This is a genomic window from Brevibacillus fulvus (genome assembly GCF_016908525.1).
GTDB lineage: Bacteria > Bacillota > Bacilli > Brevibacillales > Brevibacillaceae > Brevibacillus_G > Brevibacillus_G fulvus.
In genome coordinates this window covers 208,632-229,526 of the sequence record NZ_JAFBEB010000002.1, presented here as the reverse complement: position 1 = coordinate 229,526, position 20,895 = coordinate 208,632, and the positions used below count along the sequence as shown (strand labels likewise).

Sequence of the window (20,895 nt, the reverse complement as noted above, 5' to 3'; positions counted from 1 at the left end):
GTCCTGTTCACCTCGAAAGGAATACCCCAAGTCCGGCAAATACCATGCCAACCAGCCAGAAAGTCACAACAACCCGCCATTCCGACCAGCCGGTCAATTCAAAGTGATGGTGAAGCGGACTCATACGGAAAATGCGTTTTCCTCTTGTTTTAAAGGATACGACTTGCAAAATAACCGAAAGTGTCTCAACGACGAACACCCCGCCGATAATCGCCAAGAGCAGCTCCGTCTTCGTCATAATCGCCACACCGGCCAAAGCGCCCCCAAGCGCCAGCGATCCTGTATCACCCATGAACACGCGAGCCGGGTGGGCATTAAACACAAGAAATCCTAAAACCGCGCCGACTACAGCCGCACTGAAGATGGCCGTGTCCATATCGGTCAAGAACCAGGCGATAATGGCGTAAGCCCCGAATGCGATCGCGCCTGTCCCTGCCAATAGACCATCCAGACCGTCGGTAATATTCACGGCATTGGTCGTAGCGACCAGCAAGAAGACCAAAAACGGGAAATAAAAAATCCCCAGCTCGATATCCCACGGTGTCCCCGGCAAATGCAAAATCGTTTGGTGTCCCATTTGCATGAGGAGATAGTAGGCACACACGGCCAGCACTATTTGAGCGGCAAATTTTTGTTTCGCCGTTAACCCCAGATTGCGTTTTTTTCTGATCTTGATAAAGTCATCAAGGAAACCGATAAGTCCATAGCCAAGTGTAACCAGCATCAGAAAATAAACTTCCATCGTCGCATTGGCAAATTTCAGCACGGTAAAAACGAGCGCCAGCAGGATGATGGTGCCACCCATGGTCGGTGTTCCTGCTTTTTTCTGGTGCGACTGCGGCCCTTCTTCGCGAATGCTTTGCCCAAACTTCAGGCGGCGAAGAACCGGTATAAATAACGGACCTATGAGAACAGCGATTAAAAACGCAGCGACGATTGTGATGATGAGGACATTGTCAAAAGGCATGCCCTAACCCCCTTTCTCTGATGCTATTACTAAAAACATTCAATTATTCGCCAGGATGCCCGAAAAGCACGCCAGCCTATTTTCTCAAACGAGTCTATAAACGAGCGCTATTCTTGATCGCAGCGCGGGCAACTTCACGATCATCAAAGGGAAGCACTTGATCTTTGATCAGCTGATACGTCTCATGCCCTTTCCCGGCGATCAAAATCACATCGTTGGCTTTTGCCTGGGAAACCGCATACTGAATCGCTTCACTCCGGTCTGCTATCCGCAGATAACGGTCAACTGGAACCTGTGCAAGACCGGCAATCATATCATCGATGATTGCTTCCGGGTCTTCGGAACGGGGGTTATCTGAAGTTAAGACGGAGATATCCGCATATTTTGTTGCAATTTGCGCCATAATTGGGCGCTTGCCACGATCGCGATCCCCGCCGCAGCCGACCACGCAAAAAATTCGTCCTTGTGCAAATTCCTTGATCGTCATCAGAGCGTTTTCCAGACTATCTGGCGTATGCGAATAATCCACAATTACGGTAAAATCCTGTCCGGCATCGACCGGTTCAAATCTTCCGTTTACGCCTTTTACTTGTTCCAGACTCGCCTTGATCGCTTCCAACGGAACACCTTCCACAAGCGCTACCGCGATTGCCGCCAACGCATTATATACATTAAATTTTCCCATCAGCCGCAGATTGAGCGTGATCGAACCGGCAAAAGTCTGAACCTGAAAAGATGTTCCCTGCCGGGAGATGCGCACCTGCTGTGCGCGAACATCAGCTGGACGATCGATCCCGTAAGTAATCACGCGAGCCGGCGTCACTTCGGCAAACAACTGCGAAGAAGAGTCATCGGCGTTGAGCACTGCCGTTTTCAGTCGGTCGAGACGATACTCGTTGCCTAACTGGGCAAACAACAAAGATTTGGCAAAGCGATAATTGTCCATCGTCTTGTGAAAATCCAGATGATCTTGCGTCAAATTGGTAAAGACCGCCGTATGTACGTCACACCCGCGCACTCGTCCCATTTGCAAGGCATGACTGGAAACTTCAATGATGGCGTATTCCGCGCCGGCATCCCGCATGCGGCGAAAACTGCGCTGCAATTCCAGCGCTTCCGGTGTCGTATTTTTGACTTCTTCCACCTGATCGCCGATCCGCATATGGATCGTCCCGATCAAGCCTGTCTTCTTCTGGTAGTCCCGCAAGATTTTGTCGATCAAGTTGGTTGTAGTCGTCTTGCCATTCGTACCGGTCACACCGATTACTTTCAATTCCCGCGTTGGCGAGCCGTAAAAAAGATCGGCGATCATCGCCATGGCACGGCGTGTATCCGGGACACGCACAACCGTAGCCGGCACCTCCAGTTCGCAATCGGCCAAAACGGCAACCGCTCCTTGCTCAACCGCCTTGGCGGCGAAGGCATGGCCGTCGACAGTAAACCCTCGCAAGCAGATGAACAAGTCACCCGGCTTAACCTTACGTGAATCTGCCGTTATTCCCGTAATCTCCATGGTGTCGTTTCCTTTGACCTGTACCGGCAACAAAGGAGCTAGCAGATCCTTCAACAGCATGGCAATGGCACCCCATTCTCCATTAGTATTGACAAAGCAGCACTGGTTTCAAAACCAGACGGAGAGAAAGGTTCACTCCTCCCTCTCCGACATCTCATTTTATAGCTAATTGGTTCGTTTGTCACCAAGATAGATGCGAATTTTTGATCCTTCTTCGACCCTGACCCCGGGAGCAGGCGATTGTTGGATAACGGTATCTCCTTTTCCGGAGACGACAATCGGCAGCGTTTCGAAGGAGGCCACGATTTCTTTCATGCTTAAACCGGTCAGTTCGGGAACTTCCAAATATTTCTTGTCGCCATAGCGATATTCCGGTTCGATTTGGCCGGTGCGTTTTGGAATATTCAAGTATTGAATCGCCGATTCGAGAATATTTTTCACACTGGGCGCGGCAATCAGTCCGCCGAACGCCAAGGCCTTCGGATTATCGACGGCAAAATAGACAAGAATTTGCGGATCATCCGCCGGCGCAAAACCGATGAACGACACGATATATTCACCATCAACATACCGTCCATTGCGAACCTTTTGCGCTGTCCCTGTTTTGCCGCCAACCCGGTATCCTTCAATGTAGGCGTTTCGCCCCGAACCTTTGGCTACTACGCTTTCCAGCGCATTGCGTACTTTCGCTGACGTTTCTTCACTGATCACTTGCCGCACGACGGTCGGTTCCGTTCGTCCGACAATGTCATGGGTGACACCGTCATGCCATTCCTTGGCGACATACGGTTTTAACAATTTCCCGCCATTGATCGCTGCGGCGACGGCAGCCATCTGTTGGATTGGCGTCACGGATACCCCCTGTCCGAACGAAGTGGTGCCCAATTCCACCGGACCGACGCGATTGAGATTGAACAGCAAGCCATTCTCTTCGCCAATCAAATCGATGCCGGTTTTTTGCCCAAAACCGAACTTTTTGATATAGGAAAACAAACGTTCTTTTTGCAGCCGCTGCCCCATCGTTACAAAACCGGGGTTGCAGGAATTTTCGACCACTTCCAGCATTGTCTCCTGACCGTGCCCTTGCCGTTTCCAACAGCGCAACCGTTGTCCGGCCACAGTGATATAACCGGGATCAAAAAACGGCTCATTCAAATTGACCAGATTCTCATTCAAAGCGGCTGCCAGCGTAACGATTTTGAACGTCGACCCGGGCTCATACGTTTTCCAGATCGGCAAATTGCGGTTGTACACTTGACTAGGGTAGTCCCTGAAATGAGCCGGATCAAACGTTGGACGGCTGCCCATGCCCAAAATTTCGCCGGTTTTTGGATTCATCGCGATCGCCAGCACGTCATCCGGCTGATAGGCAACCATCGCCTGGTCCATTTCCCGTTCCAAAAAAGCCTGAATATTGCTGTCGATGGTCAAATACATATCCATGCCGTTGATCGGCGCCACATAATTTTCGGATTCGCCCGGCATTAACCGTCCGGCGGCATCTGCCGGAAAAGAGACGTATCCGGGGGTTCCTTTGAGGTATTTGTCATATACTTTTTCCAATCCAGTCAACCCTTGATTGTCGATTCCGGTAAAACCCAGCAGATGGGAAGCAAAAGCCCCATTGGGATAATACCGTTCCGAATCCTCGGCCACCTGAATTCCCGGCAAGTTCAGCTCCCGGACTTCCCGCGCTTTCTCCGCGGATATTTTGCGACCGCCGGGCACTCTGTTGATCAACTGGCGTTTCGTAATCGCTTTATAAACATCTTCTTCCTTTTGTCCCAGCACGACAGCCAATTTTTTGGCTGTATCATGCGCATCCTTGATTTGAGCCGGAATAGCCAAAACAGATGGTACACTGGTGTTGGTCACCAGCGGATTTCCGTTGCGATCGAGAATATTTCCACGCTTGGCCTCAAACGGTATGTTGCGTGTCCACAGCTGTTTGGCTTCATCCTGCAGCCATTGGCCCTCTACAAGCTGGATGTATCCGAGCCGAGTCACCAACGCGCTGAACAGCACGATTCCCAACAGCAAAGCAATGTAAATGCGACGCCGTACCGTAACATTGGAAACCCGCACTGCTTCCCCCCTCCTTAGCGAATAGGTTGTCTCTCGTTTCTACCCTATTCACCAGAGGGACAGGTTAGAACTGCCCCGCAACGATCACGGGGATTCACCCTCGTCCGCTTCTTCCGTTGCATCGGCTGGCGACTCTGCTGCCGATTCGTCCGTAGCAGCAGTTGGAGTTGGTGCATCAAGCGACTGCAACGTTACTTGCAATCGTTCCTTCCCTGTAAGGGGCGTTCCCGGCTTGATGCTCTGCTCGCTGACAAACCCTGTGCCGATCGCGTTTACCTGCAATTGCAGCAACGATGCAAATTCCATTACTTCGCGCAAGGACTTCCCTGTAAAATCAGGCATCTTCGTCCCTTGGGTACGATTGGTCACCAAATAGACCTTTCCCGGCTGGGTAACTTTTTCATTCGCTTTCGGATACTGGTCGGCAATCTTGGTTCCGGTTCCGATAACCGTATAATCCAACCCCTCCTGTTTGGCCCGGTTCTCGGCTGCTGTTGTCGTCATACCGACCAGATTGGGCATCGCTTTTTCATACACCGGCGCTGCGGGGACTGCCGCCTTTTTCGGTTCCAGCACCGACATGTCTGGCTGCTCATTCAGGTACTGCAGACTATTTCCCATGACCGTCCGGAAAATCGGGGCAACAATTTTGCTTCCCACTTCGTTGGAGCTGTACTCGGTTTGCGGATCATCGACCACGACATAGACCACCAGACGCGGATTATCTTTCGGAGCAAAACCAATAAAGGAATAAATATATTTTCCTTCGACAATCTTTCCGGTTTGCGGGTCATACGTTTGCGCCGTTCCTGTTTTCCCCGCGACGTGATACCCTTCCAACCCTTCTCCGAACGCTTTACCCGTTCCGTGATCTCCCGTGATGACCGTTTCCAGATAGTCCCGCACCTTTTTCGCGGTTTCACTGGAAACAACTTGCCGAACGACTTCTGTACCGTATGTTTTCACCACCCCATTCGTATGCGGGTCACGAATTTCCTTGACAATTTGCGGTTTCAGCAATTTCCCGCCGTTGGCAATCGCTCCGACCGCTGCAACCTGCTGGATCGGCGTTACCGCCACCCCTTGACCAAATGTCGTTACAGCCACGTCACGCGGACGCGATTTTTTCAAATCACGCATAATCCCGTCCTCTTCACCCGGCAGGTCTATGCCCGTCTTACGGCCGATGCCGAACTTTTCGAAATAGGCACTCAACAAGTCTGTTTTCAGTTTTTCATAACCGAGAATGACAAACGCCACGTTACTGGAGCGCTGCACACCTTCCAGGAAAGTAATTCTGCCCCAGCCCACCCCATTGTTGTGGTCCTGGATCGGCTTGCCTGGCACTTTTGTGTATAGCCCGGATTGATATGTATCATTGGGGTTAAACAAGTTTTGTTCGACGGCAGCCGCCAACGTAATGATTTTGAATGTGGAACCCGGTTCAAACATGAAGCTGATCGAATCATTGGTAAAATTTTTAATGTTCCAGTATGTGTTGGGATCAAATCCGGGCCGGTTGGCCATGGCAAGAATCTCGCCGGTATTCGGGTCCGATACGAGCACCATCATCCGTTTGGGGTGGTATTGTGCTTCCGCTTGATCCAACGCTTGTTCGGCATACTCCTGAATTTGCTGATCGATCGTCAGCACCAGGTTCATCCCGTCTTTAGCCGGTTTGTAAGTTTCCGCTTCATCCGGAAGCTGGTAGCCTGCCCCGTCTTTCATCATCCGCAAATATCCCGGTTCGCCGCGCAATTCCTTGTCAAACTGCTGTTCGATGCCCATTTGCGCCTTTTCTTCATAATTCACATAGCCAATGACTTGGGAAGCAAAGTTGTTATGCGGATAATAGCGCCGCGTCGTCTCCCAGATCGTCACGCCGGGCAACTGGTTGACTTCGGACGGCTCTCCTTTTGCATCACGCGGATATTGCAGAGCGATGATTTCATTTTTTTGCTGTTCCGTGATTTTCGATGCTTCCTTGCCCAATTCCACATTAAAAGCATCCGTGCGGGTTAAATGTTTCAATAGCTGCTCCGGTGATACATGCAAAATCGGCGCCAGCTTCTCCGCCGTATAATAAGGGTCTTTCACATAATTGTCGCCTGCGATCTGCGCTTCGCGTTCGTTGCGAGGCTTCAAAGTTGCATTCACCGTATACGCTTTTCCTTCATACGCCAAGATTTGCCCGTTGCGGTCGAGAATGGAGCCTCTTCGCGGTTTGATATCTTTGTCGCGTTCCCATTGTTGTTTCGCCTTATCCAAGATCTGCGAAGCTTCCACGCTTTGAATCCACCACAAGCGAACCGATATACCGGAAAACAAAAGGGTGATCACGACTCCGAGAAAAATGATGCGTTTTTGAATCCGATGTTTCATGTTCAAGTGAATCATCTCCTTTTGGGCAGCCCGCTCGTTCCCGCTTACCGGGAGCAAGGCCAGAGGCTCGGTTGATTTGGGCGATTGGCTCGCTCCACAAAGAAAAATGTTACCGCGAGAGCCGCAAGTAACATTTAATGTTTGGGAGTTTGCTCACTTGTCTTTTCTTGGTTAGGAAAATTCTCGCCAACCACCTTGATCGACTCGGCATTCGCCGGTGCCATATTCATCGATTGGGCTTCCGCATAGACGCGTTCCCGATTGCTCATATTTTCTACTTGCAATTGCAGGGTGGTGTTCTTGTCTTGAATCTTTTTCACCTGTTGCTTCAATTGCTGAATTTCATAGTTGTATTCGGAGATTTGCACATAACGAACGCCTACATAGCTAACGCCAAATACCAGCACGCTGATAAGGAAAAGGTACAAGAGCTTCTCACTCGTCGGTATCGCCGATTTAATTTTCAATGTGCGTCTTGTCTTGCCTGCCGGTCTTCTTTGCTCAATATCAACAGCAAGATTTCCCCGGTAATAGTAGCTCACTTCCGTCCCTTCTTTCCTGGTTACTTCTCCCTTTTTTCCTTTTACAGTTTTTCAGCGATGCGCAGCTTGGCGGAACGCGCACGCGGGTTTTGTTCCAACTCCTGTTCCGAAGGGGTAATCGGCTTGCGGGTAATGATTTTGACAATCGGTTCGTTGCCGCATGTACAAATCGGAAAAGACGGCGGGCAGGTACATCCCTTGGCATGATCGAGAAAAACCTGTTTGCAAATCCGGTCTTCCAACGAATGAAACGTAATGACGCTGACCCGACCTTCCGGGTTCAGGATGTCAATCGCATCTTCAACCGCTTCTTTAAATGCATTCAGTTCATCGTTGACGGCAATGCGAATCGCTTGAAACGTGCGCTTGGCCGGATGCGGGCCAGTCCGTCTTGCCGCTGCCGGGATTGCTTCCTTGATGATTTCGACCAGTTGGCCCGTCGTTTCAATCGGCGCTTTTTCCCGATGCGCAGCAATTTGCCGGGCAATGCGGCGGGAAAATTTCTCTTCGCCATATTCCCAGATCAACTTGGCGATTTCCGCCTCATCCCACTCATTGACCACCTCATAGGCAGACAACTCGGCATCCCGATCCATCCGCATGTCCAACGGCGCATCGGCATTGTAACTGAACCCTCGCTCCCCTTCATCCAGCTGCGGTGAGGAAACGCCAAGATCGAACAATACGCCATCTACGCCGTTCAGACCAAGCTCCTGGACAACATGCTTCAAATGACGAAAATTGCTTTTTACCAACGTCACCCGTTCGCCATAAGATCCCAGCTTCTCTCGGGCGTTGGCCAGCGCTGTTTCGTCCTGGTCAATGCTGATCAATCGCCCTTGCCCGGTTAAAGAGGAGGCAATCAGGGCGCTATGTCCTGCTCCGCCCAATGTGCAATCGACATAAATGCCATCAGGCCGAAGCTTAAGTCCTTGTACGGCTTCTTCTTTTAAAACGGTTATATGATGAAACATGGAGTCACTCCTACAGATCAAAATCTACCAATTTCTCGGCAATTTCATTAAAAGAGCCTTCGGATTGATTAAAGTAGTTTTCCCATTCTTCCTTGCTCCAAATCTCAACCCGACTGGATACGCCGATCACCACACACTCTTTGACCAGCTTGGCGTGGTCGCGCAAATTGGTGGGTATATTTACCCTTCCCTGCTTGTCCCACTCGCATTCCGCAGCACCGGAAAAGAAAAAGCGGGTAAAGGCACGGGCATCAGCTTTGGTAAACGGTAACGATTTTAATCTTTCTTCAAGCGCCTTCCATTCGTCCATGGGGTAGACAAACAAGCATTGATCCAAACCGCGGGTAATAACGAAACTGGAGCCCAACTCTTCACGGAATTTGGCGGGAATAATCAAGCGGCCTTTTTCGTCGATGCTATGTTGAAATTCGCCCATGAACATGCCGCTTCCCCACTTTCCTGATTCTGATCTCCACTTTCCCCCACTTTTCCCCACGAAACTATAATCTATTATAAAAAAAAATCCTGCGTTTGTAAGCAGGATTTTTTCGTTTAATTTTTTCAGCGTTTTCCGCCGTGATCTTTGCTTATTCGACCCAACTGTCCAAGTATGCTTTTTGTTCTTCTGTCAGCTTGTCGATTTGGATGCCCAATGCCTCCAGTTTGTACCGGGCAACCATTTCATCCAGCTCATACGGGACATTCAGCACTTTCGGCCCGATGTTCTGGTAGTTTTTGCTGACATACTCCAAACCAACCGCCTGCAAGGCGAACGTCATATCCATAATTTCCGCCGGATGACCATCCCCTGCGGCAAGGTTGACCAGACGTCCTTCCGCCAACAGGTACAGCTTTCGACCATCAGCCATGACATATTCTTCGATATCTTTGCGAACAACCCGGCGCGATGTCGACGCTTCTGCCAACTCCACCACGTTTACTTCGACATTGAAATGGCCGGCGTTTGACAGAATCGCGCCATCTTTCATCACCGCAAAGTGTTCCTTGCGAATGACGTCGCGGTTTCCCGTCACGGTAATGAAGTAGTCGCCATGTTTGGCCGCTTCGATCATCGGCATCACTTCAAAGCCGTCCATGTGCGCTTCCACCGCCTTGATCGCGTCGATTTCCGTCACGATCACTTTGGCGCCCAATCCTTTGGCGCGCATCGCTACCCCTTTGCCGCACCAGCCGTAGCCAACGACGACCACGGTCTTGCCAGCGACAACGAGATTCGTTGCCCGATTGATCCCGTCAAACACCGATTGTCCCGTTCCGTAGCGGTTGTCAAACAAATGCTTGCAAAACGCGTCATTGACTGCAACCATCGGCAACTGCAGCTTTCCTTCTTTCTCCAACGCTTTCAGGCGGATAATCCCCGTTGTCGTTTCTTCGGCACCGCCGCGAATTTGCGGGAGCAGATCCGGACGCTCGCCGTGCAAGATGGTCACCATCTCTCCGCCATCGTCAATAATCAGGTCAGGGCGAGTTTCCAACGTTTTGATCAAATTGGCTTTATATTCATCAGGAGCAATTTGGTATTTGGCAAAGACGCGAATGCCGTCTTCCACAAGCGCAGCCGCAACATCATCCTGCGTGGAAAGCGGGTTGGAACCGGTAATGGTTACTTCCGCGCCGCCCGCCTGGATCACTTTTGCCAGATAAGCGGTCTTTGCCTCCAGATGCAAGCAAATCGACACTTTCAGGCCGGCGAAAGGCTTTTCTTGTTCAAAACGCTCCCGGATTCGATTCAGGACGGGCATATGTTCCTTGACCCAATCAATTTTTAAATGACCGCTCGGGGCCAACGACATATCCTTTACATTACTTTCAGAAAGTGCGTTCATCCAAATATCCTCCTTAAAATTCCAAGCTCTTCGCTATCATATCACACGTGCTGCTTCCTTGACATTACCGTTATGCTCAATTAGCCATTGAAAGAAACGCTGCACAGCGATCGGCAGCCGTTTCTTCTTATGATAGACAATTTGCCGATAAACGACGATATCGGTATGCGCAAACGGCAAGACGACCAGCTTGCCCTGCTGAACTTCCTGTTCTACGGCAATCAGCGGCAGCAAAGCCAATCCGAGACCGTATGCCACACACTGCTTGATCGCTTCCAAACTGCCAAATTCAAACGAACTTTGGATCAGGATTCCCGTTTTTTGCAAAATGTGTTCCATCATCGTGCGGTAACTGCAGCCTGATTCCGTAAAAATCCAGTCTTCTCCCGCAAAGTCGGTCACTTCAATTTGCGTTTTGCCGGCCAGCCGATGATCAATCGCGGCAATCACACCGAGCTGTTCCTGTCCCAGATTGATTGTCACCAAATCAGGCTCGTCTCGCAGCTCATCCAACAAAACGGCAAAATCGTAAGCGCCCTCCCGTACCCGCTGACGCAGGTCACTGCAAATTCCCGGCTGCAGCAGCATTTTCAGCTGCGGCTGTTCGATGCGAAACTTCTGCAAAAAAGGCGGCAAATAAAAGGCGGCCAGCGACTCGACCGTTCCGATCGTGAGCGTCCCGTTCAACTGGCTCTCCTCGCTCAAAACCTCCTTGGCTTCGTTGAGCAAGGCCAAAATTTGCTCCGTATATTGCAAAAACGTTCTTCCCGCATCGGTCAGCCGTATCTTACGCCCCCAACGTTCAAACAAAACGACCCCCAGTTCCGTTTCGATATTTTGGATTTGCGTAGTCACACTGGACTGCGCGTAGCCCAGTATTTCGGCAGCGCGCGTAAAAGACTGGCATTTGGCAACCTCGCGAAAGGTAAACAAATAACGCGTATCCAATTTTGTCCCCGCCTTTACATCGTCTTTTTCGATTAATTCCATCGAATATTATAGATAATTCTGATTTGAATTCTATGCTACACTGTTAGCACGATAAAAAAAAGAGGAGAGCACCATGTCACAAGGAAAGCAAAAACAAGCATCATTGCAAAAGACATTAAACTTGCCGCAAATCGTCACTTTGTACGTCGGAGCCGTGGTTGGCAGCGGAATTTTGCTGATACCGGGCCTTGCCGCAGAAATGGCTGGACCCGCCTCCCTGATCGCCTGGCTGGCCATGTCTGTGCTGGTCTTGCCCATGGCGATCACGATGGGCTTGCTGTCCGCCAAGTACCCCAGTTCTGGCGGGGTCTCTCATTTTGTCCGGCTCGCCTACGGAGATCGTTACGGCAATATCGTTGGCTGGTTTTTTCTGCTGTCGGTGCCGATTGGCGCCCCCATTTTGGCGGTTACCGGCACGCGCTATCTGGGGATCCTGCTGCACTGGGGAGATGGGCAAACATTCATGCTGGCGGGATTATTGCTGCTGCTCGTACTGCTGATGAACGTGTTTGGCCTGCAGCTGGCCGGCAAAATCCAAACCATCGTCGTCTCGCTGATTATCGTGATTTTATTGATGGCGATCGCCACCTCCATTCCTCATTTTGATTCGGGCAATTTCACGCCGTTTCTGCCCGATGGCTGGTTGAGCGTCGTGCAAACGGCCGGACTGCTTTTCTGGTGTTTTATCGGCTGGGAAGCGGTCACGCACCTGTCGGAAGAATTTGTCGATCCGGAACGGGACGCCATCCGCGGGGTGTTATGGAGTGCGGGGCTGGTTGCCTTGCTTTATTTCGGGACAGCATTTATGACCGTGGCCACGCACAGCTATGGCGAGCAGTTATCTTCCACCTCGCTCAGCGTCATGATCCAACTGAGCCTCGGACCGTTCGGCGGCTGGGTCGTCGCTGTCACGGCGCTGTTCATTTGCATCGCGACTGCAAACGCCTATGTCAGCGCCGCTTCGCGCATTGCCCTCGCTCTGGCCAAACAAGGGATTGCCCCCAAATGGTTTGGTCTGATCCACGGCAAATATCGGACGCCGATCGGCGGTTTGCTCTTTCTGGCCATCTGTTTCGCGATTGTCCTGACGGTTCTGCTGACCGATACCGTGTCATTGGCACAGCTGCTCAATCTGCCGAACGCCACTTTTTTCGCGACCTATATCAGCGGATGTTTGGCCGGTGTACGCTTGTTGCGCGAAAACAAGTCAGGGTTGGCCGCAGCCTGGATTTCCTTGGTTGTGACAATCTGTCTCTATCCGTTTTTAGGCTGGTCCGCCCTTTATCCTTTGCTGGTCGTGGTGTTGGTCTTGGTCTTGGATCGAAAGAAAACAAGCGCACAGCGCTGAAATAACGAAAGCAGAAACAAACAGCGAGCACTGCAATAGTGCTCGCTGTTTTCTTTGCGGCGGGATCTTTCCCCTTCGTTTGCCGATTATTCGTTTTTGCCGATCAACAGGAAAGTTTTTCCGTCTTTGGATAACAGATAAAACGAATGATCGACACTGCCCAATAGTTCCCCGCCATAATATTGCATCGTCACCCGGTATTTTGTGTCGCTGATCCGTGTGATATAAGCCAATTCATCAAAGCGCGGGAACGTCTGCGTATGGACAGATTCATTTTTTAAATAGGCAAAGTGCTCGTCCAAAAAAGCCGGAGTCACATTCAAGTCTTGTTCATCGACAAACTGGCTCAGTTGCGCATAGGAATGAACCGGCTGTTGATTCACTTTGCCAAAGAAGTTTCGTAAATTCGTGAGCAGCGCCTGCCTGGTTGTCTCCTCCACATTATCGGGAAACAGCTGTTCAATCTGCTGTCCCAACCGTTTGGCCAGCACTGCCGCTTGCGCCCGGCTTACTTGTTCATCCGGGCGAAACGTTCCGTCCGGATAGCCGCTCATCAAACTCATTTTATAAACCGGATAAATCCGCATCACGTCCTTCGTCACCGGAACATCGGAGAAAAACCGCGCAGTCGTATAACGGTATTTTTCGCCTTCGGACTGGCTGGCACTGGCCATCAACAGCAGTCGCGCCGCCTGCAGACGAGTAAGATTCCCGTCAGGCTGACCGTTGCCATAGATGCCGGCAGCGGCCAATTTTTTATACAACGCTTCCGACCAACGCCCACGCGCTTTGGTAATAAACTTTTGCTCCACTTCGGAAAGCGGATGTCCTGTATAAGACGGAATGACCCGTTGCAGCATCGCCATAAACTGTTCTTCTGTAACAGGTTCATCCGGATGGAACGTGCCATCAGGAAACCCTTTCAAGACGCCTGCTTCGGCCATTTCCGAAATCTCCGCGCTTGCCCAATGGCCGTTTATATCTGAAAAGGTAGAGGTATTCCGGCTTGCGGCGGCATCGGCAGAGATTCCTGAAACCAATATTGCCAGTGAAGCAGTGACCAGCAATGTTATCTTTTTAACCCATCCGTTTCGCAAACGCATTTGTTATACCCCCCTCACTTCTGGCTCATTACTTGTGGCCTATTTATATAGACGTTTGACTGGGAAAATTGTTTCTTTTTTTCGGCAGGTAAATCATGTCATCTCCCCCAAAAAAAACGCGCCTTTTCCCGGCTTGTTACAGCGAGAAAACACGCGTGTCAACTTATCTTATATGGAAACAAACGTATGTCGTCCATCCAAAGCAAGCGGTTCATCAACGAGCCGATCCAGCAGATCGAGCCCATGTTGATTGGCAAACGTAAAATAGGAATACACACGCTCTTGCCAAGCGCCATTCGGTACCAAACTCGTTTCCAGCCGCTCGATCTTTTTGATCAGGCTGGCATGCTTCATGCGTTGTGATCGTTCCAGCTGCGCTTGCAAAAAGTCTACTTGAGCCAGCACCCGATCGAGATTGCTGGCGGCCAGTTGAGACAGTCCGCGGTCAGCTTTGATCACTTCTTCCACCAGCGGCAAATAGACTTCCCTTACCGCCTGTCGGGTTTGGGCAAAACGCTCCGCCACTTCCGGTTCCTGCAATTTGGCAAATTGGGTCTGTTTCCACTCGGAAAAACCGGCAAAAGCCATCTCAGGGCGAAGCTCAAATTGGGACAGCGTTCGTTCGATTCCCGCTTCCAGCAAAGTGACCGACATCCGCGGGACGACGACCGGCAATTGACAGTCAAAGTCGGCAAAAAGTTCCTTGTAAAAGGCCCAATAAGACACTTCGCCGGGTCCGCCAATGAAAGCCAGCGTTGGAAAGAGATGTTCTTGCATCAACGGCCGGGAGACAACGTTTGCGCTGAAACGCTGCGGTTCATTCTCCAGCAGCGCCAGCAGTTCGTCGCGACTGAAAGAGACTCCCCGCTGTTTCGCGACAAACCGCTCTCCTTCCCGTTCCAATAAAAAGCGTTCGTCTCCGAAATAAAGAAACAAATTTGCCTGATTCGCTTCGATTTGCAACTGCAGCGGATAATTGGCAGCGGCAAGCTGTTCGGCGGCATTCGCCAATCGACTGGATACCTGTTCGTTTTGCTGGATGAACCGTTTGAAGACAGGCTGTTCCAGTTCGCGAACATAAGCGGAAGATGATTCAACAAAGACGAGCCCATGTTTGCCGAACAATTTCACCATAATTCGCGCAAACCAGTCGGCTACTGTTGCCGATTCCCCGGCTGTCTCCTGCAGCATTTGACGAATTTGCCCGGTATAGGTTGTTTCCGTATGATCGTGCAAAAATTCATCAACAAAAGCTTGGCAAACCGCCAGATCAAGCGGCAGTTTGCTGGCTGACACCCGTCCTCTCTTGCCGAAGTCAAGCTTGATTTTCTTCACATCGGTTCCTTCCCCAACTGGCAGATAGACATGATTGATCTCATCCAGATCATGGTCCTCCCCTGCAATCCAGAAAACCGGCACGACATTGACTTGCAGTTCCTCGCTCAGCTTTCGGGCTGCCTTCACAACATGAATCGCTTTGTAAATCGTATATAGCGGACCGGTTAATACACCCGCCTGTTGTCCAGCGATCACGACATACGTATCGTCTTCACGCAGTTTCATAATGTTGTCCAGGGCAAGCTGACTGTTGCCGAGCTGCTGATTGTACGCATAAAGCCCTTCCGCCAAGCGCTGTCGATGTATATATGTTTTCTGTCGCAACCAGGCCAAACGCTCTCGATATGCTTCGCGATCAAAAGGGTTATGGACAAAAAACTGAAGTGCAGTTTCCTTTTGCGCCAGGTAATCTTTCACCAGCGGATTTGCCTGCGGCGCTGTTATCATATGTAAATTCATGAGTTGGCTCCTTCTTTCAAAACAGTTCTCCGCAAATTATACCATGCCGATGCGAAACAAAAAATAAGACACCCCACCGGAATGGGCTGTCCATTTGATTTTTGTTATTTATATTCAGAATTGGGGAGGTGACACCGCCCAAATCAGCAGCGCTTCTTCCTCTCCGCAATTGCGAATCGTATGGCTCTTCGCACTGTCAAAATGAATGCTGTCTCCTGCCGTAAGCAAATATTCTTCATCGCTAAAGTTAACCGATATGGTCCCTTGAATGACTGTCAGACATTCTTCTCCTTCCTGGGCGACCAAAGATTCCATAACCGTGTCTCCCGGTTGCAACCGCACTTCAATCAAACCCAGTTTCATATTTCCGCCTGCGGAGAGAATGGAAAAAACTCCTTTGGATTCCGGAAACAGCACCTGCCGGCGTTTATCTTTTCGCGTCACATGGACATGCTTTTGATCGACGTCTTCAAAAAAGTGAATCATTGACGCCTCTAACGCTTTGGTTATCTTCCACAATGAATCCAGTGAAGGTTGGGAAATTCCCCGCTCCACTTGACTCAACAGTCCTTTGCTGAGACCCGTTTTGGAAGCCATGATTTCCAATGTAAATCCTTTTTCTTTCCGAATGGTTCGAATCTTGTTTCCGATAGATTCGATGGGAAGCCGCATACAATCAACCTCTTTTCATTCCTATATCTTTAAACAAGCCTCTCTGTCAGCCTAGTTGCATCATTTTTACGACACCCGTTGTAAATAAAACCAAGTAGATAAGTCCAAATAATAAGAACGTAATTCGTGATGTGGAGGTCCCTAGTTTTTGAAGAGATATTTTTTTGCGTATGCGAAATTGCAGCGAAGCCAAAAGGAAGAAGAGAACGAAAATGATTGAGATGATCCAGAACCAGGCTGAAAGTGCTTTCGGCCATATTTCCTCATATGCGACAATAATGGCGTGTATCAACAGCAAATTGGTTATGTTTATCGACCATCCAAGCGCTCTGCGATGATCTTTTTTCCACAGAAAATAACTGGTGTAAACGATTGCAAATCCAACAAAGGGAATTACGGTGAGCACTCCCCAGATAAAGAGCCAAATATTAGCCAAAACTGTCATGCCCTTTGTCTCCTTTCAACAATCGAATACCCGTTTTGAGGAGAATGGCGTCACGAACTGTCCGATGCCATTGCGTTGGCAGTCCATGCCGCTGTCCCAACTTGACAAGATAACCATTGATGGCCTCAATTTCCGTTGATTTGCCTGCTCTTATGTCCTGCAGCATCGAGGAATAATTTTGTGATGTATTTCGACAAATGGTTAAAAGTTCCTGCCAAACTTGTTCGTCGATGTGTTGCCCCGTTGCCGCGGCGATCGCCGCTGCTTCTTGGAATAATTCCCGCATCATCGCCAACAAATCGGATGAGTGCAGCAACTCTCCATTTCTAAGCTCAAAGAGCGCCGTCATCGGGTTAATGATGGAGTTGGCAACCAGCTTTCGCCAAGCAAATTCACTGATTTGTTTGACAAATACTGTGGGTATGCCACAAGTTTGCGCCGTCTGGACAAAATTTTGAACAAGTTGGGAGGTCGTTTGCGTCGCTTCCCAGGGACCAATCCGCAAAAGTCCCTGACCCGTATGTTGAACGAAAGTAGGCGCAAGGCGCATCGCCCCTTCCGAATTGATGGCAAAAAACAACCGATCTGGCGAAATTACTTGCTGGAGCGGTTCAACATGCGAGAGTCCGTTTTGTAGGGCAATCAATAGAGCATCCGTAGGAAGCTTGGCTAATAAAGGGTATATTGCTGGCAAGTCCGGTTGTTTTACAGCAAGTATATAAATATCAGCTAACGGCAACTTCTTCTGTATCGGACTGGAGTCAATGGTCAGATGCAAAACACTGCCATCCAATTTTTGCAGCTTGATTCCTTCTGCCAATAATTGTCGAGCTTGCGTCTCGCCGCGAGTAACAAGCATCGTGTGAATTCCTCCAGACCGCAGTCTGGCAGCCATCAGCAATCCGACGGAGCCACCTCCGATCACAACCACTTTCATCTGGACTCAACTCCTATCGTCAGCCAAACCAGATGAATACTATTAACAAGAATACCAAAGATTGTTAAAAGCTTCAATTGATTGGCTGATTTATTTAAACATTTTGCTGTAAAATAAAACAAATTTTTTTCTCCGTTTGAGCAGTATTTACCAAAAATCGTCATTTCACCAAAATATTTAACACTGCTAAATACTAGCATCCGTATTATAGCAAATCTTTTTGACAAAGTTTCATCTTTTTACCTATTATTATACAAATTGCCCTTTACTTACGAACGCAGTTTCTGTTTACACAAAGAAATACTTTACGCAACAAGTTGCCACTCCTTATAATGAAATTGTCAGAAAAAAAACGTTTACTTTACAAACTGGCACACAGATACGAGATATTGTGGTGGTGTTTGTGTATAATAAGAACTAAGTATCGCTTGGCCGATGCCTTGAGAGGAGATGCTTGCCATGTACGAAGTAAAACGCTTAAGTATCAACTACAAAACCCTTGAGGAGTTTCAAAAATTCCGCGAATTTGGGTTGGAAGAGTTGTCCATGAAAGAAGATTTGGAGGCAAATATCGTCGAAAACGATTCCGACTCGCCTTTTTACGGCATCTATGATCAAGATCGTTTGGTTGCACGGATGAGCCTGTACAAAATCGACGCCAAATACGATCGTTATTTTGAACCAGCCCAGGATTATTACGAATTGTGGAAACTGGAAGTGCTTCCCGAATATCGCGGTCAAGATATGGGGACCGCGCTTGTCAATCATGCCAAAAGCTTCAATCTGCCGATTAAGACCAACTCCCGCTGCCGTGCAGATCAATTTTGGGCAAAAATGGGCTTTTGTTCGGTAAAATATAACCCCATTCGCGATCGTGGTGAAAATCCATATGTCTGGTTGCCGGAAGGGGTTCAGCTGCAAGACTGACCCCCCGAATCGCAAACAACAAAAAAAAGAAGCGATTGTCTCGCTTCTTTTTTTGTTGCCAACTTGCTGCGTATGAGTAAACATCAAACCAATCATTGCAGACATTCTTCCTTATTATTCAATGCGTTCCAAATTGCCGTTCGAATCCATCTTAAATACTGGCTTGCTCGTCTCTTCTTCTTTTAAAAAGGCCAGTTTTCGCGCCCGCTCCATGATTTGGATCAATGCCTGATAATCATCGTTTACCCCTTGGATCGTTTCCAGTTCTTTTTTCATTTTTTGGTTGGTCTGCTTTATTTCATCGAGTTCTTTTTGCTTTTCTTCCAATTCCTGCTCCAACTGCACATTACGGCGCAGTGTCTCCTTATACTTCATCAACAACCGGATCGCCGCTTCGATCTGTTGTTCTTCCGTTGACGGATTGGTCACAGGCGCAACCAGGCTCATCTCTTTCTTCAAGCTCGGCTCTTCTGGCAAAAGTTCGCTTTGTTCCGTGATCCGTCCCATTTTTTTCAACTGTTGGCGCTGACCCTTGGCAATCGCAATCGCCGCTTCATATCGTTTACGGACACTGCTGTTCCAGCGAAAACCACAGGCGGCAGCTGTTCTTCCCAGACGCTGTCCGACTTCCTCAAAGGCGGCAAGCTGTGTTCCGCCTTCCCGTATGTGACGCAACGTTACTTCAGCCAATACCAAATCGTCATCTTCTGTCCAAGCATCTTGTCTGGAAGCTACCATATAGAATGTCCCTCCCGTTTAACTTAAAAAAGGATGATGTACTTCATCCTATGCTTTTCCCTACTCTCATAGAATCGTTTTCTACTAGAAAAAGTATGTCCAAGTACAGAAATGTTTAAACGGAAAGAATCTATTTGGAAAAAGACAACCTCTGTCTAAACTTGAAAGCGCCTCAACGCCTTGTCCATTCCAGAAAGGCTGTTCGGAGCGCTCTATCCGGCGGAATTCACTTTGTCAGAAGAAAAAAAAGAGAGCCTGTTTCGCTCTCTTTTTTCGTTTCTAGCTTGCATCATCCCGGTTGAGCCGTTGCCGGTCAGGACAGCAAATTTTTCATCGCGGACTGATTATAGCCGACAATCAAGCGTTGTCCATCGGTCAAGATCGGTCTTTTGAGCAAACGCGGGTCGTCGCTCAGCATTTCCAAAAGCTCGCTGACCGTCAGTTCGTTGATGTCAATATCCAGGTCCTTGAATTTTTGGCTGCGGGTAGAAAGAATTTCATCCAGCCCGTTTGTCGTCATTTTCGCAATCTCCATCAGTTCTTCGACCGAGGGCGGATTTTTGAACAAATGTCTTTCTTCATATTTAACCCCATTTTCAGAAAGCCATGCTTTTGCTTTCCGGCACGAGGTGCAACTCGGATATGTAAAGAACGTAAGTTTAGGTTTTGAGGATTGTTGTGCTACAGCCACAGTGTATCCCTCCATTTTATCTATACTTTTGTAAGGTAATAAAAAAAGTAACTTTGTTTGAAATTATAAAACTCATATTAACACTATGTCAATAGTGTTAATTATAAAAAAGATAAAAATTTCGATAACACATTAACACCTTAACAATTACGGAAAAATGGTCTAGACTTAAATGATAACAAGTTGGTGCAGAAAGGAGGTAACAGCGTGGACTGTGATGCGCAAAAACTGACGAGTGCTTTGGCTGACGCTACTCGCTTTTCCATCTACCAGTATGTCGCTGACCGCAATGATCCCGTATCGGTTCACGAGGTGGCCGAACATTTCAATATCCACCCCAACGTTGCTCGCTTGCATCTAAGCAAACTGGAGGATGTTGAACTTCTCGCTTCCGTCTTGGAAAAAAGCGGAAAAGGGGGTCGCCCATGTCGACTGTATTTATTATCTGATCAAGTAATCAGCCTGCAGTTTCCTCCTCGCGACTACCAACTTCTTGCAGACATTGCTATTGAGAGCCTGCTTTCCCTCGGTGAAGCAGGGGAAAAAGCCTTGATCAACATGGGCTATCGGATGGGCGTGGAGATGGCCAAACGGGCACTGAGAGAATTTCCGATTGATCTTGAACAGGACTCGCCCGCTGCCGTCCTGAAACATATTAACCGGCTGGTTGTTGCCCAAGGTCTGAAACCGGAAATCGAGCTGCTGTCCGCCGGGCAAATTCGCTTTCGCGTTTTTAATTGCACTTTCTCGGAAACAGCCAAGCGCTTTTCTAACAGTGTTTGCCAAATGCACAACGCGATGCTGCGGGGAATATTCGAAACATATTTTGGAGAGATTGAGTTACAGGAAGAAGGTTCAATGCTTGGCGGCTGCAAATCGTGCAATTACACCGTAGCCCGGATCACAAAATCGAAGCAAATGACTTACGATAAGTAAG

At 49.0% G+C, this 20,895-nt stretch carries 19 protein-coding genes; 3 read left to right on the top strand and 16 right to left on the bottom strand.

Translation table 11 applies throughout. The features are described 5' to 3' along the window. Positions 1-7: 7 nt before the first annotated feature. From mraY to JOD01_RS04445, 9 genes are all read right to left on the bottom strand, one after another. On the bottom strand, positions 8-967 hold the full coding sequence (mraY, locus tag JOD01_RS04485) for a phospho-N-acetylmuramoyl-pentapeptide-transferase (protein WP_204517046.1): 960 nt from the start codon (positions 965-967) through the stop codon (positions 8-10). A 94-nt stretch (positions 968-1,061) separates the two neighbouring features. Then, the gene (locus tag JOD01_RS04480; RefSeq protein ID WP_204517045.1) at positions 1,062-2,540 is read right to left on the bottom strand and encodes a UDP-N-acetylmuramoyl-L-alanyl-D-glutamate--2,6-diaminopimelate ligase; all 1,479 of its coding nucleotides are present in this window, start codon (positions 2,538-2,540) and stop codon (positions 1,062-1,064) included. 105 nt (positions 2,541-2,645) lie between these two features. Beyond that, positions 2,646-4,565, bottom strand: a complete 1,920-nt coding sequence (locus JOD01_RS04475) for a stage V sporulation protein D (protein ID WP_204517044.1) — start codon at positions 4,563-4,565, stop codon at positions 2,646-2,648. A gap of 84 nt (positions 4,566-4,649) precedes the next feature. Then, positions 4,650-6,947 carry a penicillin-binding protein gene (locus JOD01_RS04470; protein ID WP_239565222.1) on the bottom strand — a complete coding sequence of 766 codons (2,298 nt, stop codon included), beginning with the start codon at positions 6,945-6,947 and terminating at the stop codon, positions 4,650-4,652. A 134-nt stretch (positions 6,948-7,081) separates the two neighbouring features. Continuing rightward, positions 7,082-7,489, bottom strand: coding sequence for a cell division protein FtsL (ftsL, locus tag JOD01_RS04465; RefSeq protein WP_204517042.1), 408 nt, complete (start codon positions 7,487-7,489; stop codon positions 7,082-7,084). 41 nt (positions 7,490-7,530) lie between these two features. Next, entirely contained in the window at positions 7,531-8,463 is a 933-nt protein-coding gene (gene rsmH, locus JOD01_RS04460) for a 16S rRNA (cytosine(1402)-N(4))-methyltransferase RsmH (protein WP_204517041.1), read from the bottom strand. Positions 8,464-8,473: 10 nt separating this feature from the next. Then, complete coding sequence (gene mraZ / locus JOD01_RS04455; RefSeq protein WP_204517040.1) at positions 8,474-8,905, bottom strand: division/cell wall cluster transcriptional repressor MraZ; 432 nt, start codon at positions 8,903-8,905, stop codon at positions 8,474-8,476. A gap of 145 nt (positions 8,906-9,050) precedes the next feature. After that, a complete protein-coding gene (locus JOD01_RS04450; RefSeq protein WP_204517039.1) occupies positions 9,051-10,310 on the bottom strand; it encodes an adenosylhomocysteinase in 1,260 nt (419 codons plus the stop codon). A gap of 36 nt (positions 10,311-10,346) precedes the next feature. Then, the gene (locus tag JOD01_RS04445) at positions 10,347-11,258 is read right to left on the bottom strand and encodes a LysR family transcriptional regulator (RefSeq protein ID WP_204517038.1); all 912 of its coding nucleotides are present in this window, start codon (positions 11,256-11,258) and stop codon (positions 10,347-10,349) included. 115 nt (positions 11,259-11,373) lie between these two features. Between JOD01_RS04445 and JOD01_RS04440 the strand changes: the two genes are divergently transcribed. Beyond that, positions 11,374-12,648 (top strand): APC family permease, encoded by a 1,275-nt coding sequence (locus JOD01_RS04440; RefSeq protein WP_204517037.1) that lies wholly within the window; start codon positions 11,374-11,376, stop codon positions 12,646-12,648. A gap of 86 nt (positions 12,649-12,734) precedes the next feature. Here the strand turns inward: JOD01_RS04440 and JOD01_RS04435 are convergent, their stop codons facing one another. The 5 genes from JOD01_RS04435 to JOD01_RS04415 form a co-directional block, all read right to left on the bottom strand. Next, complete coding sequence (locus tag JOD01_RS04435) at positions 12,735-13,751, bottom strand: S-layer homology domain-containing protein (RefSeq protein WP_204517036.1); 1,017 nt, start codon at positions 13,749-13,751, stop codon at positions 12,735-12,737. Between the two features lie 168 nt (positions 13,752-13,919). Further along, the gene (gene bshC, locus JOD01_RS04430) at positions 13,920-15,548 is read right to left on the bottom strand and encodes a bacillithiol biosynthesis cysteine-adding enzyme BshC (RefSeq protein ID WP_204517035.1); all 1,629 of its coding nucleotides are present in this window, start codon (positions 15,546-15,548) and stop codon (positions 13,920-13,922) included. A gap of 114 nt (positions 15,549-15,662) precedes the next feature. Continuing rightward, on the bottom strand, positions 15,663-16,220 hold the full coding sequence (locus JOD01_RS04425; RefSeq protein WP_204517034.1) for a helix-turn-helix domain-containing protein: 558 nt from the start codon (positions 16,218-16,220) through the stop codon (positions 15,663-15,665). Between the two features lie 46 nt (positions 16,221-16,266). Then, positions 16,267-16,665 (bottom strand): DUF3397 family protein, encoded by a 399-nt coding sequence (locus tag JOD01_RS04420; protein WP_204517033.1) that lies wholly within the window; start codon positions 16,663-16,665, stop codon positions 16,267-16,269. Next, positions 16,649-17,602 carry a ketopantoate reductase family protein gene (locus tag JOD01_RS04415; protein WP_204517032.1) on the bottom strand — a complete coding sequence of 318 codons (954 nt, stop codon included), beginning with the start codon at positions 17,600-17,602 and terminating at the stop codon, positions 16,649-16,651. Before JOD01_RS04415 ends, JOD01_RS04420 begins: the two co-directional genes overlap by 17 nt. Positions 17,603-18,061: 459 nt before the next feature. On the opposite strand from JOD01_RS04415, the gene JOD01_RS04410 reads away from it, so the two are divergent. Continuing rightward, positions 18,062-18,529, top strand: a complete 468-nt coding sequence (locus tag JOD01_RS04410) for an N-acetyltransferase (protein WP_204517031.1) — start codon at positions 18,062-18,064, stop codon at positions 18,527-18,529. Between the two features lie 114 nt (positions 18,530-18,643). Here JOD01_RS04410 and JOD01_RS04405 read toward each other — a convergent pair whose 3' ends face one another. Together JOD01_RS04405 and JOD01_RS04400 are read right to left on the bottom strand one after the other, a co-directional pair. Continuing rightward, the gene (locus tag JOD01_RS04405) at positions 18,644-19,267 is read right to left on the bottom strand and encodes an RsfA family transcriptional regulator (protein ID WP_204517030.1); all 624 of its coding nucleotides are present in this window, start codon (positions 19,265-19,267) and stop codon (positions 18,644-18,646) included. Positions 19,268-19,580: 313 nt separating this feature from the next. Beyond that, positions 19,581-19,973: a Spx/MgsR family RNA polymerase-binding regulatory protein gene (locus JOD01_RS04400; RefSeq protein WP_204517029.1), complete on the bottom strand. Its 393-nt coding sequence runs from the start codon at positions 19,971-19,973 to the stop codon at positions 19,581-19,583. A 192-nt stretch (positions 19,974-20,165) separates the two neighbouring features. Here JOD01_RS04400 and JOD01_RS04395 point away from each other — a divergent pair, with 192 nt between their 5' ends. Next, on the top strand, positions 20,166-20,894 hold the full coding sequence (locus tag JOD01_RS04395) for a helix-turn-helix domain-containing protein (RefSeq protein WP_204517028.1): 729 nt from the start codon (positions 20,166-20,168) through the stop codon (positions 20,892-20,894). Position 20,895 lies beyond the last annotated feature (1 nt).

What these genes read in the sequence shown, in the direction of transcription:
- mraY (WP_204517046.1), bottom strand. Translation starts at nt 967, where the DNA reads ATGCCTTTTGACAATGTCCTCATCATCACAATCGTCGCTGCGTTTTTA.
- mraZ (WP_204517040.1), bottom strand. Translation starts at nt 8,905, where the DNA reads ATGTTCATGGGCGAATTTCAACATAGCATCGACGAAAAAGGCCGCTTG.
- bshC (WP_204517035.1), bottom strand. Translation starts at nt 15,548, where the DNA reads ATGAATTTACATATGATAACAGCGCCGCAGGCAAATCCGCTGGTGAAA.
- JOD01_RS04420 (WP_204517033.1), bottom strand. Translation starts at nt 16,665, where the DNA reads ATGACAGTTTTGGCTAATATTTGGCTCTTTATCTGGGGAGTGCTCACC.
- JOD01_RS04400 (WP_204517029.1), bottom strand. Translation starts at nt 19,973, where the DNA reads ATGGAGGGATACACTGTGGCTGTAGCACAACAATCCTCAAAACCTAAA.
- JOD01_RS04440 (WP_204517037.1), top strand. Translation starts at nt 11,374, where the DNA reads ATGTCACAAGGAAAGCAAAAACAAGCATCATTGCAAAAGACATTAAAC.
- JOD01_RS04480 (WP_204517045.1), bottom strand. Translation starts at nt 2,540, where the DNA reads ATGCTGTTGAAGGATCTGCTAGCTCCTTTGTTGCCGGTACAGGTCAAA.
- JOD01_RS04450 (WP_204517039.1), bottom strand. Translation starts at nt 10,310, where the DNA reads ATGAACGCACTTTCTGAAAGTAATGTAAAGGATATGTCGTTGGCCCCG.
- rsmH (WP_204517041.1), bottom strand. Translation starts at nt 8,463, where the DNA reads ATGTTTCATCATATAACCGTTTTAAAAGAAGAAGCCGTACAAGGACTT.
- JOD01_RS04410 (WP_204517031.1), top strand. Translation starts at nt 18,062, where the DNA reads ATGTACGAAGTAAAACGCTTAAGTATCAACTACAAAACCCTTGAGGAG.
- JOD01_RS04425 (WP_204517034.1), bottom strand. Translation starts at nt 16,220, where the DNA reads ATGCGGCTTCCCATCGAATCTATCGGAAACAAGATTCGAACCATTCGG.
- JOD01_RS04415 (WP_204517032.1), bottom strand. Translation starts at nt 17,602, where the DNA reads ATGAAAGTGGTTGTGATCGGAGGTGGCTCCGTCGGATTGCTGATGGCT.
- JOD01_RS04435 (WP_204517036.1), bottom strand. Translation starts at nt 13,751, where the DNA reads ATGCGTTTGCGAAACGGATGGGTTAAAAAGATAACATTGCTGGTCACT.
- JOD01_RS04470 (WP_239565222.1), bottom strand. Translation starts at nt 6,947, where the DNA reads ATGAAACATCGGATTCAAAAACGCATCATTTTTCTCGGAGTCGTGATC.
- JOD01_RS04405 (WP_204517030.1), bottom strand. Translation starts at nt 19,267, where the DNA reads ATGGTAGCTTCCAGACAAGATGCTTGGACAGAAGATGACGATTTGGTA.